The sequence below is a fragment of the Streptomyces sp. NPDC001544 genome, from assembly GCF_042894285.1.
Classification (GTDB): Bacteria; Actinomycetota; Actinomycetes; order Streptomycetales; family Streptomycetaceae; genus Streptomyces.
This window is the reverse complement of the sequence record NZ_JBIAVN010000010.1, coordinates 167,519-180,500: the sequence shown is the minus strand read 5'-3', so window position 1 is coordinate 180,500 and position 12,982 is coordinate 167,519. Positions and strand designations below refer to the sequence as shown.

Genomic DNA, 12,982 nt, shown 5'->3' with positions numbered 1-12,982 from the left:
CCCCGCCCATGGTGGCGGCGGACCTCATGGCGCCGCGGCGCCGGGCACGGCACGCTACGCGGTATGACCGCACCCGACTCGAGTGCCGACGACCGTGCCGACGACCACCGTCTGCCGCCGGCGCGCTTCGCCTACGACAAGCACACCTGGAAGGAGATCGCCCATCTCCTGACCAACCTGCCGGTGGCGCTCCTCGGCTTCACCTACGTCTTCAGCGTGCTGCTGGTCAGCGGCATCCTGACACTGACCGTGGTCGGGTTCCCGCTGCTCGCATCGAGTCTGCTGGGCGCGCGTCAGCTGGGGAAGCTGGAGCGGGGCCGGGCGCGGGCGCTCCTCGGCGTCCGGGTGGAGGAGCCGACCCCGCTGCCGCTCCGGAAGGGCGGCGGTCTGTTGCAGCGGCTGTGGATGGCGTTGAAGGATCCGGTCGGCTGGCGGACGCTGCTGTACGACTTCGTCCGGCTGCCCTGGGGCGTTCTCACCTTTGCCACCACGCTGACCTCGCTGCTCGTGCTGTGGCCGGTGCTGCCGTTCATCGCGAGGGGCCTGGCGAACGCGGACCGGGCGATGGTGCGCGGGCTGTTGTCACCCTCGAATGAGCTCGAACGTCGTATCGCCGAACTGGAGTCCGATCGTGGGGTGGTGGTGGACACGGCGGCGGCCGACCTGCGACGCATCGAGCGCGACCTCCACGACGGCGCGCAGGCCCGTCTGGTCAACCTTGCGATGGGGCTCGGCCTGGCGAAGGAGAAGCTGCTGGAGGATCCCGATTCGGCGGCCGTCATGGTCGCGGAGGCGCACGGCGAGGTGAAACTGGCGCTGCAGGAGCTGCGCGATCTGGCCCGGGGCATCCACCCGGCCGTCCTCACCGACCGCGGCCTGGACGCCGCCCTGTCCTCCGTCGCCTCCCGCTGCACCGTGCCGGTGAAGGTGACCGCCGACCTGACGGAGCGGCCCGCGGCCGCGATCGAGGGCATCGCCTACTTCACCGTCTCCGAGCTGCTGCAGAACGTCAGCAAGCACAGCGGGGCGGGGTCCGCGTCCGTCGAGGTGTGGCGGTCCGGGGACCGGCTGCTGATCCAGGTCCGGGACGACGGGCGCGGTGGCGCGCGGCTGGACGGCGGCACCGGGATGCGGGGGCTCGCGGAGCGGCTCGGTGCCGTCGACGGGCTGTTCGTCGTCGACTCTCCGCCGGGCGGACCCACCACCGTCACCGCCGAGCTGCCCTGGCGGGACCGGACGCAGCCCCACGGGCGCGGGTAGGGAAAACCCCCCGCCGAAGACGCCGACGGCCTCCATGGCTCGTCGACCTGCGCCGCAGCAGTCTGGACGTACGGCAGGACAGCCGTCGGACGAGGAGAACGGGACGACACCGATGACCATGGGGTACGGACAGGAGTACAGGCAGGGCTACGGGTACGACGACCTGCCCGGACCCCGCGGCACCGACGGCCGGGGTCACCGCCGGCACCGGCTGCCCGCCGCGCTGCGGACACCGCTGGAGGCGCGCAGCTGGCGCGAGTTCGGCTACGTCCTGCTGAACCTGCCGGTCGCGAGCGTGACGTTCACGTACGCAGTGACCATGGTGGCGCTGGGCGCGGGCCTGCTGGTGACGTTCCTCGGCATCCCGGTGCTGGCCGGTGCGCTGGCGGGGTGCCGGGGCATCGGGGCGCTGGAGCGGGCACGGGCGCGTGGGCTGCTCCGGCTGGAGGTGACCGACCCCGAGCCGCTGCGGGTGCGCAAGAGCGGTGCGCCGGCCTGGATGGGGGCGGTCCTCAAGAGCGGCACGTCCTGGCGGCACCTGCTGTACACGCTGCTGCACTTCCCGTGGGCGGTGTTCTCGTTCTGCGTCGCCGTCACCTTCTGGACGTGCGGCTGGACGCTGCTCACGTACCCGCTGTGGTTCTGGGTGTTCCCGATGTACGGCGGGCAGGGCGGTCTGCAGCTGTACGGCGACACCCACCACAGCGTCTACCTCGACAACCCGTTCGAGATCGCGGTGACCGCGCTGGTCGGGCTGCTCTTCACGATCGCCACGCCGTGGATCGTCCGGGCCCTGACGATGGTGGACCGGCTGCTGGTGGTGGGGTTGCTCGGGCCGTCGCGGCTGGCGAAGCGGGTGGTGGAGCTGGAGTCGGACCGCGGTGTCGTGGTCGACACCGCGGCGGCCGACCTGCGGCGCATCGAGCGTGACCTGCACGACGGCGCGCAGGCCCGTCTGGTGGCGCTGGCCATGGGCCTCGGGCTGGCGAAGGAGAAGCTCACCGAGGACCCGAAGGCGGCGGCCCGGATGGTCGAGGACGCGCACGGCGAGGTGAAGACGGCGCTGCAGGAGCTGCGCGACCTGGCCCGGGGCATCCACCCGGCCGTCCTCACCGACCGCGGCCTGGACGCCGCCCTGTCCTCCGTCGCCTCCCGCTGCACCGTGCCCGTCCAGGTCGAGGTGGAGCTCAGCGAACGGCCCGCCCCGGCCATCGAAGGGATCGCCTACTTCACGGTCTCCGAGCTGCTGCAGAACGTCAGCAAGCACGCCCGGGCCTCGTCGGCCACCGTGGACGTGTGGCGGTCGGAGGACCGGCTGATGCTCCAGGTCATGGACGACGGTGCCGGTGGAGCGGACGTGTCCGCCGGCTCGGGGCTCGCCGGGCTGGCCGAGCGGCTGGACGCGGTGGACGGGATCCTCGTGGTGGACTCCCCGGTCGGCGGCCCCACCCGGGTGACGGCGGAGCTGCCCTGGCGCCGCTGACGGCCGACGGTCGACCGCAGACCGCAGACCGCAGACCGCAGACCGCAGACCGCAGACCGCAGACCGCAGACCGCAGACCGCAGACCGCAGACCGCAGACTGTCGACCGCCCGCTGACCGCCGAGGAAATCCCGTTGTCCGGCCACGGCCCGCTCGCGATGCTGGAATGCTGAACCTTCACAGGAACAGACGGGGACGGCGGGCGTGGGGGGCCGGAAGATCGTGGAGAACAGGGTGCGGGTGGTCATCGCCGAGGATTCAGTGCTGCTCAGGGAGGGCCTGACCCGGTTGCTGACCGATCGCGGACACGAGGTGGTCGCCGGTGTGGGGGACGCCGAGGCGCTGATCAAGACCATCGCCGACCTGGAGGCGCAGGGCACCCTGCCCGACGTGGTGGTCGCCGACGTCCGGATGCCGCCGACCCACACCGACGAGGGTGTCCGGGCCGCCGTACGGCTGCGCAAAGCGCATCCCGGACTGGGTGTGCTGGTGCTGTCACAGTACGTGGAGGAGCGCTACGCCACCGAACTGCTGGCCGGTTCCAGCAACGGCGTCGGCTACCTGCTCAAGGACCGCGTCGCCGAGGTGCGCGAGTTCGTGGACGCGGTGGTGCGGGTGGCGGCGGGCGGTACGGCGCTGGACCCGGAGGTGGTCGCGCAGTTGCTCGGACGCAGCCGCAAGCAGGATGTGCTCGCCGGCCTCACCCCGCGGGAGCGGGAGGTTCTGGGGCTGATGGCCGAGGGCCGGACGAACTCGGCGGTCGCCCGGCAGCTGGTGGTCAGCGACGGAGCCGTGGAGAAGCACGTCAGCAACATCTTCCTGAAGCTGGGTCTGTCGCCGAGTGACGGCGACCACCGGCGTGTGCTGGCGGTCCTCACGTACCTGAACTCCTGACCGGGTCGGCCCCCGGCGAATCGCCGTCCATCATGCGAATGGCCGAGGGAAGGCGACCCTAAGCGACGTAGGGTTGATCCTGGGAAGGTCCACGGGACGACCACGCCCCGGACAGCCGCCTCGAGGAGGTCCAGTTCAGTGACCAGCCAGGTCAGCAGCGCAGCGGAACAGGCCGACGGAGCCGTCGTGGGAGAGCAGCGCAAACCGGCGGGGGTGAAGGACGTCCGCCGCCTCGACCGAGTGATCATCCGGTTCGCCGGCGACTCGGGTGACGGGATGCAGCTCACCGGTGACCGCTTCACGTCGGAGACGGCGTCGTTCGGCAACGACCTGTCCACGCTGCCGAACTTCCCGGCCGAGATCCGTGCTCCCGCCGGAACCCTGCCGGGTGTGTCGTCGTTCCAGCTGCACTTCGCCGACCATGACATCCTCACCCCGGGTGACGCGCCGAACGTGCTGGTGGCGATGAACCCGGCGGCCTTGAAGGCGAACATCGCCGACCTGCCGCGCGGTGCGGAGATCATCGTCAACACGGACGAGTTCACCAGGCGGGCCCTGCAGAAGGTCGGCTATGCCTCCGACCCGTTGGAGGACGGCTCGCTGGACGGCTACAGCCTGCATCCGGTGCCGCTGACGACGCTCACCGTCGAGGCGCTCAAGGAGTTCGATCTCTCCCGCAAGGAGGCCGAGCGCAGCAAGAACATGTTCGCGCTGGGGCTGCTGTCGTGGATGTACCACCGGCCCACCGAGGGCACGGAGAAGTTCCTGAAGGGGAAGTTCGCGAAGAAGCCGGAGATCGCGGCGGCGAACATCGCCGCGTTCCGGGCGGGCTGGAACTTCGGGGAGACCACGGAGGATTTCGCGGTCTCCTACGAGGTGGCGCCGGCGGCGAAGGCGTTCCCGGTGGGCACCTACCGCAACATCTCCGGGAACCTGGCTCTGGCCTACGGGCTGGTGGCGGCGTCCCGGCAGGCGGACCTGCCGCTGTTCCTGGGCTCGTACCCGATCACCCCGGCCTCGGACATCCTGCACGAGCTGAGCAAGCACAAGAACTTCGGTGTGCGGACCTTCCAGGCGGAGGACGAGATCGCGGGGATCGGCGCGGCGCTGGGCGCGGCGTTCGGCGGCTCACTCGCGGTGACCACGACGTCCGGCCCTGGTGTGGCGCTCAAGAGCGAGACGATCGGTCTGGCGGTGTCTCTGGAGCTGCCGCTGCTGGTGGTGGACATCCAGCGCGGCGGCCCGTCCACGGGGCTGCCGACCAAGACCGAGCAGGCGGACCTGCTGCAGGCGATGTTCGGCCGCAACGGCGAGGCCCCGGTCCCGGTGATCGCCCCCAGGACGCCCGCGGACTGCTTCGACGCCGCCCTGGAGGCCGCCCGGATCGCGCTGACGTACCGCACACCGGTGGTGCTGCTCTCGGACGGCTACCTGGCCAACGGCTCCGAGCCCTGGCGGATCCCCGAACTGGACGAGCTCCCCGACCTGCGGGTGCGGTTCGCCACCGGCCCGAACCACACGCTGGACGACGGCAGTGAGGTGTTCTGGCCGTACAAGCGGGACCCGCAGACGCTGGCCCGCCCCTGGGCGGTGCCGGGCACCGCCGGGCTGGAGCACCGTATCGGCGGGATCGAGAAGCAGGACGGCAGCGGCAACATCTCCTACGACCCGGCCAACCACGACTTCATGGTCCGCACCCGTCAGGCGAAGATCGACGGCATCGATGTCCCCGACATCGAGGTCGACGACCCGCAGGAGGCGTCCACCCTGGTGCTGGGCTGGGGATCCACCTACGGGCCGATCACCGCCGCCGTGCGCCGGCTGCGCAACGCCGGGGAGTCGGTCGCGCAGGCCCACCTGCGCCACGTCAACCCCTTCCCACGCAACCTCGGTGCGGTGCTGCGCAGATACGACAAGGTGGTGATCCCCGAGATGAACCTCGGGCAGCTCGCCACGCTGATCCGGGCGAAGTACCTGGTCGACGCCCACTCCTACAACCAGGTCAACGGCATGCCGTTCAAGGCCGAACAGCTCGCCACCGCGCTGAAGGAGGCCATCGATGGCTGAGACGTCCACGGAAGGCACGGGCACGATCGAGGCGCTCTCCCTCGTGCCGAAGGCCGCGGCCAGGCAGTCGATGAAGGACTTCAAGTCCGACCAGGAGGTGCGCTGGTGCCCGGGCTGCGGGGACTACGCGATCCTGGCCGCCGTCCAGGGCTTCATGCCCGAACTCGGCCTGGCGAGGGAGAACATCGTCTTCGTCTCCGGCATCGGCTGCTCCTCCCGCTTCCCGTACTACCTGAACACCTACGGGATGCACTCCATCCACGGCCGTGCCCCCGCCATCGCCACCGGCCTCGCCACCAGCCGCCGCGATCTGTCGGTGTGGGTGGTCACCGGTGACGGCGACGCCCTGTCCATCGGCGGCAACCACCTCATCCACGCCCTGCGCCGCAACGTCAACCTCAAGATCCTGCTGTTCAACAACCGGATCTACGGCCTGACCAAGGGGCAGTACTCCCCCACCTCCGAAGTCGGCAAGATCACCAAGTCCACGCCGATGGGCTCCCTCGACGCCCCCTTCAACCCGGTGTCACTGGCGCTGGGCGCGGAAGCCTCCTTCGTCGCGCGCACCATCGACTCCGACCGCAAACACCTCACCGAGGTTCTGCGCGCCGCGGCCGAGCACCCGGGCACGGCACTGATCGAGATCTACCAGAACTGCAACATCTTCAACGACGGCGCCTTCGACGCCCTCAAAGACAGGCAGCAGGCCGAAGAGGCCCTGATCCGTCTCGAGCACGGCCGGCCGATCCGCTTCGGCCCCGACGGCAGCCGCGGGGTCGTACGCGACCGGCGCACCGGCGATCTGGAGGTGGTCACCGTCACCCCCGACAACGAGGCAGACATCCTGGTCCACGACGCCCGCGCGACGTCCCCCACCACCGCGTTCGCCCTCTCCCGGCTGGCCGACCCCGACACGCTGCACCACACGCCCATCGGCGTCTTCCGCTCCGTGGACCGCCCGGTCTACGACGAGCAGATGACCGAGCAGCTCGACACGGCCGTCGAACGCCAGGGCAAGGGCGACCTGGCCGCCCTGCTGGCCGGCGGCGACACCTGGACCGTCGTCGGCTGACGGGGGGCGGTGTCTCAGGAGGCCCGGGTCTGTGCCGCCCGGGCCTCGTCATATGCGGCGCGGGCCTGCTCCACGTCGTCCATCCGCGCTTGCGTCCACATCGCGAGCCCCCGCACCTGCTCCGCCGCCTCGCGGCCCAGCCCGGTCAGGGAGTAGTCGACGCGCGGCGGGATGACCGGCTGGGCGTCCCGGTGGACCAGGCCGTCGCGCTCCAGGGTCTGCAGGGTCTGGGTGAGCATCTTCTCGCTGACCCGTCCGATCGCCCGGCGCAGCTCGCTGAAGCGGTGGGGGCGGTCGAGGAGATGGATCAGCACGAGCACTCCCCAGCGGCTGGTGACGTGCTCCAGGACGAGGCGGTAGGGGCACATCGCCTCACCCACGGGGTCCAGCTTGCTTACGGCCATGCAAGTACCTTACTTCAAAGTGGGTACTTTCCAGAAGTTAGTGCAGCTCCTAGGGTGAGTGTCAGAAGACGCACCCCACAAGGAGTTCGCTGAATCATGAGCATCGTCGTCACCGGAGCCACCGGCCACCTGGGCCGCCACGTCGTCGAGCAGCTGCTGGAGAAGGTCCCGGCCGAGCAGATCACCGCGGTCGTCCGCACCCCTGAGAAGGCCGCCGACTTCGCCGAGCGGGGCGTGCGCATCGCGGTCGCCGACTACAACGCCCCGGAGACCTTCGACGGCGTCTTCGCCGCCGGCGACAAGGTGCTGCTCGTCTCCGGCAACGAGTTCGACAAGGGCCGCGTCCAGCAGCACCAGGTCGTCATCGACGCCGCGAAGGCGGCCGGTGTCGCCCTCCTCGCCTACACCAGCGCGCCGGGCAGTCTGACCGCCGCGCTCGCCGACGACCACCGCGGTACCGAGAAGGCGCTGCTGGCCTCCGGTCTGCCGTACGCGCTGCTGCGCAACGGCTGGTACCACGAGAACTACACCGAGAACCTCGCCCCGGTGCTGGAGCACGGCGCGGTCGTCGCGGCCGCCGGTGACGGCCGGGTCTCCTCGGCCTCCCGCGCCGACTACGCCGCCGCCGCGGTGGCGGTGCTGACCGGCGAGGGGCACGAGAACAAGACGTACGAGCTGGGCGGCGACGAGGCATGGAGCTTCGCCGAGTACGCGGCCGAGCTGAGCCGGCAGACCGGCAAGGAGATCGTCTACAACCCCGTCTCCGTCGAGGCCTTCGAGGGCATCCTGACGGGCGCCGGCCTGCCGGCCCCGTTCGCCGCGATCCTGGCGGGTGTGGACGCGTCCATCGAGAAGGGCGAGCTGGTCGTCGCCGGCGGCGACCTGTCCCGGCTGGCCGGCCGTCCGACCACCCCGCTGGCCGAGGCGATCAGCGCCGCGCTCAAGGGCTGAACTCCCGCGCCTGAAGCCCTTGGGCCTCCGACCCCCGCCTGTCATGACCGTATGGCGATACGGGCATGACAGGCGGGGGTGTCCGGCGTTACCTTCGTGCGGGCGGACAGACGTACGAAGTGAGCAGGAGGAGCCCATGGCGGCGGAGTCGAGGGGTGAGCGGCGGACAGGCCTGCTGAACGGCTTCGCGGCGTACGGGATGTGGGGTCTCGTGCCCTTGTTCTGGCCGCTGCTGAAGCCGGCCGGCGCGGCGGAGATCCTCGCCCACCGGATGGTGTGGTCCCTCGCCTTCGTCGCCGTGGCCCTGCTGGCCGTACGGCGCTGGGCCTGGGCCGGCGAGCTGCTCCGGCAGCCCCGACGGCTGGCCCTGGTCGCGTTCGCGGCCGGGGTGATCACCGTCAACTGGGGCGTCTACATCTGGGCGGTGAACAGCGGGCACGTGGTCGAGGCCTCGCTGGGCTACTTCATCAACCCGCTGGTCACCATAGCGATGGGCGTGCTGCTCCTGAAGGAGCGGCTGCGACCCACGCAGTGGCTCGCGGTCGGCGTCGGCTTCGCGGCCGTGGTCGTCCTCACCGTCGGGTACGGGCGGCCGCCGTGGATCTCACTGTGCCTCGCCTTCTCCTTCGCCACCTACGGCCTGGTGAAGAAGAAGGTCAACCTCGGCGGTGTCGAGTCACTGGCCGCGGAAACCGCCATCCAGTTCCTGCCGGCGCTCGCCTATCTGCTGTGGCTGACCGCGCGGGGCGAGTCGACGTTCAGCACAGGCAGCACGGGGCACGCCGCGCTGCTCGCCTCGACCGGCGTCGTCACCGCGCTGCCGCTGGTCTGCTTCGGGGCGGCCGCGATCCGGGTGCCGCTGTCCACGCTGGGCCTGCTGCAGTACCTGGCGCCCGTCTTCCAGTTCCTGCTGGGCATCCTGTACTTCCACGAGGCCATGCCGCCCGAGCGCTGGGCCGGCTTCGCGCTCGTCTGGCTGGCGCTGACCCTGCTCACCTGGGACGCGCTGCGCACCGCGCACCGGACGGCCCGGGAGCTGTCGGCCCGCACCCTGGCCGCCGAACCGGCGGACATCGTCGCCCCGACCGAGCCCGTCACCCCCACCGGCACCGTGGTGCGGCAACCGGAGGGCGTCGCGTCCGGCCCCGAGGCGGAACCGGCCTCCTGAACGCCCCCGTGGCCCCGCGCACGCAAGAGACCGTCAGACGCCCGACGCCGCCTTGGCGGCACGGTCCCGCAGGCGGACCATGCGGGACCGGGCGGACTCCAGACGCTCCAGGTCGTCGCCCGCCGGGCCCGGCTCCGCCGCGAGCTCGGTCCACAGGTCGATCAGGTCCCGCCCCAGGCGCAGGCCGTGCTCGGGGTCGCGGACCGCGCGCCAGGCGGTGGCGGCGCTCTGGACGTTGCCGTACGCGGCCTCGCTGTTGCGGGCCCGGTGGTGGAGGCGGGCGAGGTCCAGGGAGAGGTGGAAGGCGCGCAGCGGGTCGCCGGCCAGGTAGGCGATGTAGGCGGTCAGTTCGCGCAGCCGGAGCACCTCGGGGTGACCGGCGCCCAGTACGTCCGACGCGTGCACGACGGTGCGCTCGGCGAGTTCGGCGGCCGTCGCGATACGGCCTTCCATGACGGCCTCGTTGATCCGCGTCATGGGTTCGGTGAGCAGTTCGGCGCCCTCCGCGGTGGCGGTCACCGGTCCGTCGCCGAGGACCGCTTCGGCGACCGCGTCGAAGCCCCGGGCGGGCGTGTGGTGCCGGGCGTCGGGTTCGTGGTTCCGCGCCGGGAGCGGCGGCGCCGGCGCGGGCGTGTCACCGTGGGACGGCAGGAGGGCCGTGGGACGGGGCGGCTGCGGGGCGCCGACGTGGGACGGCTGCACGGCGGCGGTCCGGGGCGACTGCGCTGGAGTGACCGGTCCGCGCAGTTCCGGCTCACCCGTGAAGCGGCTGGCGCCGTCCACGTCCACCTCGAGCGGGACGACGCAGCCGACGCGCTCGTCGTGGATGGTGGCCTGCACGGACCGGCCGAGGCTGATGGCGAGGCGCTGCAGATGGTTCAGGACGGCCTGCTGGATCTCCTGGCCGGGGGCCGCGACGACGGCCACGCCGCCGACGGAGGCGCTGCCCGAGCCCGACACCCGCACATCGAGCGGGGCTGCCGGGTGGAGGTCGCTCCACTGGTCCCGCTTCTTCTCGAAGCTGAGTCGAGCCATCGGTTTCCTCACTCCCCCGGCATCACGATCCGGTCGTACGCGTCCCTGCCCCCGAGTGTCCCCGCTACACCCCCGTCCCCGCGTCACCACGACGTCACAGCCTCGCACCAGCCGGGCGCCCCCTGGGCAATTGCTTGCGTGTGCATATAATGCAGGCGCTTGTACTCGCGTCGTACGACGACCATGCCGATCCCTGGGGGACCCATGACCCGCCGCTTCCTGTTCGTGCTGGGCAGCGCCCGCGCCGACGGCAACACCGAACTCCTGGCCCGCACCGCCGCCGAACAACTGCCCGGGGACGTCGCGCAGCAGTGGATCAGCCTGTCCGAGCACCCGCTGCCCGACTTCGAGGACCTGCGGCGCGACAGCGACCACGTGCGGCCGCCCGCCGACACCAGCACCGGCCTGCTACTGGAGGCGACGCTCGCGGCCACGGACATCGTGATCGCCTCGCCGCTGTACTGGTACTCGGTGTCCAGCCTCGCCAAGCGCTACCTGGACCACTGGTCCGGCTGGCTGCGCACCCCCGGCCTCGACTTCAAGGCGGCCATGGCCGGGCGCACCCTGTGGGGCGTCGCCGCCCTCGCCGACCGGGAGCCCTCGGTGGCCGACCCGCTCATCGGCACGCTCAACAACTCGGCCGCCTACCTGGGGATGCGCTTCGGCGGCGTGCTGCTCGGCAACGGCAGCGCACGCGGGGACGTACGCAAGGACACCGAGGCACTGACCCGGGCGAAGACGTTCTTCGCCGGCGAGGCGCCGCTCGCCCGCTTCCCGTACCAGGACCGCTGAGCACTGCCCTCCGCTACGCGGTGATGTCCTTCGCCGTGAACCTCGCCCAGGCCGCCGACCCGAACACCGCCGCGTACAGGGCCTGGAGACCGAGGTTCTTCACCAGGTCGTCCCAGTAGACCGGATCGCGCATCAGGTCGGCGAAGGACAGCCAGTAGTGGGAGAAGAAGTAGGGCTGGAGTGCGTGCAGCTGGGGTATCTGGTCGAGGATCTGGACGGTGATGAGCAGGCCGACCGTGGTCGCCATCGCCGCGATGCCGCTACCCGTCAGCGTGGAGACGAACAGGCCGAGCGCCGCGACGCCGACCAGTGACGCGGCGACGACCAGGGCGATCAGCAGGGCACGGGCGAGGCCTTCGGCGAAGCCGATCCGCGTGCCCGAGATGGTCGTCAGGTCGCCGAGCGGGAACAGCAGCGCGCCCACCAGGAGGGCGGAGGCGGCAACCACGAAGGTGGCGGCCAGACAGAAGGCCATGACCGTCGCGTACTTGGTCAGCAGCAGCCGGGTGCGACCGGCCGGGGCGACCAGCAGATAGCGCAGCGTCCCGGTGCCCGCCTCGCCCGCGATCGCGTCGCCCGCCACCACGCCGACGGCCATGGGCAGGAAGAACGGGAGCGTCGCCGCAAGAGCCGTGAACACCAGGAACAGCCCGTTGTTGGTGATCTGCGCGATGAACGCCGGGCCCTCGCCCCCGCCACCGCGGCCGCCGGCCGGCGAGCCGCCCCGCGTCTCGATCTTCACGGCGACCCCGACCAGGACCGGCACCGCGGCCAGCACACCGAGCAGCGCCAGCGTGCGCCAGCGACGGAAGGTGACGACCAGTTCGTTGCGCAGCAGCCCGAAGGTCCACAGCGGGGTGGGCCGACGTACGGCCACCGCCTCAGCCGGCGACATCGAAGCCCTCCCCCGTCAGCGCCACGAACGCGTCCTCCAACGAGGCTCGTTCCACTCCGAAGCCGCGCACCCGCACCCCGGCCGTCACCAGCGCCGCGTTCAGCTCGGCGAGGTCACGGTCGGGCGGTTCACCGCTCACCCGGTCGTCGGCCACGACCACGTCCCCGACCCCCTGCTCCTTGAGCACCCGGGCCGCTTCACCCGGATCCGGCGTGGTGACCATCAGCCGCCCGCGTGTCCCGGCCGCCAGTTCGGCCACCGTGCCCTGGGTGATCAGCCGGCCGCGTGACATCACCGCGACATGGCTGCACACCTGCTCGATCTCGTCGAGGAGGTGCGAGGAGAGGAACACGGTGGTGCCGTCCGAGGCCAGTTCCCGCACCAGGGCGCGGATCTCCCGCATGCCCTGCGGGTCGAGCCCGTTGGTCGGCTCGTCCAGGACAAGCAGTCTGCGGGGCTGAAGCAGTGCGGCGGCCAGTCCCAGGCGCTGTTTCATGCCGAGGGAGTAGGCCTTCGCCTTCTTGCCTGCGGCGGCCGTCAGCCCCACCCGGTCCAGTGCCGCCGCGACGCGGGCGCGCCGGGTGCGGGGATCGGCGGTCGGGTCGGCGGCGTCGTAGCGCAGCAGGTTGTCCCGGCCGGTGAGGAAGCCGTACAGGGCCGGTCCCTCGATGAGCGCGCCGACCTGCGGGAGCACGGTGCGCGTGGCCCGGGGCATGGGATGTCCCAGGACGCGGGCGGTGCCGGAGGTGGGCTCGATGAGCCCCATCAGCATGCGGATGGTGGTGGTCTTGCCGGAGCCGTTCGGACCGAGGAAGCCGAAGACGCTGCCTGCCGGGACGGTCAGGTCGAGACCGTCGACGGCGAGCTGCCCGCCACGGTAGCGCTTGGTGAGCGCGCGGGTGCGGATGACACTGTCATCCGTGCGCCGCGTGTCCGGCTCCGTGGCGGACGGTTCGTCCATC

12 protein-coding genes are annotated in these 12,982 nt (G+C 71.4%); 8 read left to right on the top strand and 4 right to left on the bottom strand.

Annotated elements, in window-relative coordinates; genetic code table 11:
• Nucleotides 1-63 precede the first annotated feature (63 nt).
• The 5 genes from ACFY0F_RS25025 (at nt 64) to ACFY0F_RS25005 (ending at nt 6,775) form a co-directional block, all read left to right on the top strand.
• Complete coding sequence (locus ACFY0F_RS25025; RefSeq protein ID WP_388798367.1) at nt 64-1,260, top strand: sensor histidine kinase; 1,197 nt, start codon at nt 64-66, stop codon at nt 1,258-1,260.
• Nucleotides 1,261-1,372: 112 nt separating this feature from the next.
• Nucleotides 1,373-2,743: a sensor histidine kinase gene (locus ACFY0F_RS25020; protein ID WP_388798364.1), complete on the top strand. Its 1,371-nt coding sequence runs from the start codon at nt 1,373-1,375 to the stop codon at nt 2,741-2,743.
• Between the two features lie 233 nt (nt 2,744-2,976).
• Nucleotides 2,977-3,636: a LuxR C-terminal-related transcriptional regulator gene (locus ACFY0F_RS25015; RefSeq protein WP_388798634.1), complete on the top strand. Its 660-nt coding sequence runs from the start codon at nt 2,977-2,979 to the stop codon at nt 3,634-3,636.
• A 138-nt stretch (nt 3,637-3,774) separates the two neighbouring features.
• Nucleotides 3,775-5,703: a 2-oxoacid:acceptor oxidoreductase subunit alpha gene (locus tag ACFY0F_RS25010; protein ID WP_388798361.1), complete on the top strand. Its 1,929-nt coding sequence runs from the start codon at nt 3,775-3,777 to the stop codon at nt 5,701-5,703.
• Nucleotides 5,696-6,775, top strand: coding sequence for a 2-oxoacid:ferredoxin oxidoreductase subunit beta (locus ACFY0F_RS25005; RefSeq protein WP_388798358.1), 1,080 nt, complete (start codon nt 5,696-5,698; stop codon nt 6,773-6,775). Before ACFY0F_RS25010 ends, ACFY0F_RS25005 begins: the two co-directional genes overlap by 8 nt.
• Nucleotides 6,776-6,789: 14 nt before the next feature.
• On the opposite strand, the gene ACFY0F_RS25000 is transcribed toward ACFY0F_RS25005, so the two are convergent.
• The gene (locus ACFY0F_RS25000) at nt 6,790-7,179 is read right to left on the bottom strand and encodes a winged helix-turn-helix transcriptional regulator (RefSeq protein ID WP_388798355.1); all 390 of its coding nucleotides are present in this window, start codon (nt 7,177-7,179) and stop codon (nt 6,790-6,792) included.
• 96 nt (nt 7,180-7,275) lie between these two features.
• Here ACFY0F_RS25000 and ACFY0F_RS24995 point away from each other — a divergent pair, with 96 nt between their 5' ends.
• Both ACFY0F_RS24995 and rarD read left to right on the top strand, forming a co-directional pair.
• A complete protein-coding gene (locus ACFY0F_RS24995) occupies nt 7,276-8,130 on the top strand; it encodes an SDR family oxidoreductase (RefSeq protein WP_388798352.1) in 855 nt (284 codons plus the stop codon).
• A 136-nt stretch (nt 8,131-8,266) separates the two neighbouring features.
• Entirely contained in the window at nt 8,267-9,298 is a 1,032-nt protein-coding gene (gene rarD, locus ACFY0F_RS24990) for an EamA family transporter RarD (RefSeq protein WP_388798349.1), read from the top strand.
• A gap of 33 nt (nt 9,299-9,331) precedes the next feature.
• Here the strand turns inward: rarD and ACFY0F_RS24985 are convergent, their stop codons facing one another.
• A complete protein-coding gene (locus ACFY0F_RS24985; protein ID WP_388798346.1) occupies nt 9,332-10,333 on the bottom strand; it encodes a hypothetical protein in 1,002 nt (333 codons plus the stop codon).
• 204 nt (nt 10,334-10,537) lie between these two features.
• Here ACFY0F_RS24985 and ACFY0F_RS24980 point away from each other — a divergent pair, with 204 nt between their 5' ends.
• Nucleotides 10,538-11,125: a flavodoxin family protein gene (locus ACFY0F_RS24980; RefSeq protein ID WP_388798343.1), complete on the top strand. Its 588-nt coding sequence runs from the start codon at nt 10,538-10,540 to the stop codon at nt 11,123-11,125.
• A 13-nt stretch (nt 11,126-11,138) separates the two neighbouring features.
• On the opposite strand, the gene ACFY0F_RS24975 is transcribed toward ACFY0F_RS24980, so the two are convergent.
• Together ACFY0F_RS24975 and ACFY0F_RS24970 are read right to left on the bottom strand one after the other, a co-directional pair.
• The gene (locus tag ACFY0F_RS24975; protein ID WP_388798340.1) at nt 11,139-12,020 is read right to left on the bottom strand and encodes an ABC transporter permease; all 882 of its coding nucleotides are present in this window, start codon (nt 12,018-12,020) and stop codon (nt 11,139-11,141) included.
• Nucleotides 12,007-12,981 carry an ABC transporter ATP-binding protein gene (locus ACFY0F_RS24970; RefSeq protein WP_388798337.1) on the bottom strand — a complete coding sequence of 325 codons (975 nt, stop codon included), beginning with the start codon at nt 12,979-12,981 and terminating at the stop codon, nt 12,007-12,009. The genes ACFY0F_RS24975 and ACFY0F_RS24970 overlap by 14 nt, the downstream gene beginning before the upstream one ends.
• Nucleotide 12,982: the final 1 nt, after the last annotated feature.

What these genes read in the sequence shown, in the direction of transcription:
- ACFY0F_RS25025 (WP_388798367.1), top strand. Translation starts at nt 64, where the DNA reads ATGACCGCACCCGACTCGAGTGCCGACGACCGTGCCGACGACCACCGT.
- ACFY0F_RS25020 (WP_388798364.1), top strand. Translation starts at nt 1,373, where the DNA reads ATGACCATGGGGTACGGACAGGAGTACAGGCAGGGCTACGGGTACGAC.
- ACFY0F_RS25005 (WP_388798358.1), top strand. Translation starts at nt 5,696, where the DNA reads ATGGCTGAGACGTCCACGGAAGGCACGGGCACGATCGAGGCGCTCTCC.
- ACFY0F_RS25000 (WP_388798355.1), bottom strand. Translation starts at nt 7,179, where the DNA reads ATGGCCGTAAGCAAGCTGGACCCCGTGGGTGAGGCGATGTGCCCCTAC.
- ACFY0F_RS24995 (WP_388798352.1), top strand. Translation starts at nt 7,276, where the DNA reads ATGAGCATCGTCGTCACCGGAGCCACCGGCCACCTGGGCCGCCACGTC.
- rarD (WP_388798349.1), top strand. Translation starts at nt 8,267, where the DNA reads ATGGCGGCGGAGTCGAGGGGTGAGCGGCGGACAGGCCTGCTGAACGGC.
- ACFY0F_RS24985 (WP_388798346.1), bottom strand. Translation starts at nt 10,333, where the DNA reads ATGGCTCGACTCAGCTTCGAGAAGAAGCGGGACCAGTGGAGCGACCTC.
- ACFY0F_RS24980 (WP_388798343.1), top strand. Translation starts at nt 10,538, where the DNA reads ATGACCCGCCGCTTCCTGTTCGTGCTGGGCAGCGCCCGCGCCGACGGC.
- ACFY0F_RS24975 (WP_388798340.1), bottom strand. Translation starts at nt 12,020, where the DNA reads ATGTCGCCGGCTGAGGCGGTGGCCGTACGTCGGCCCACCCCGCTGTGG.
- ACFY0F_RS24970 (WP_388798337.1), bottom strand. Translation starts at nt 12,981, where the DNA reads ATGGACGAACCGTCCGCCACGGAGCCGGACACGCGGCGCACGGATGAC.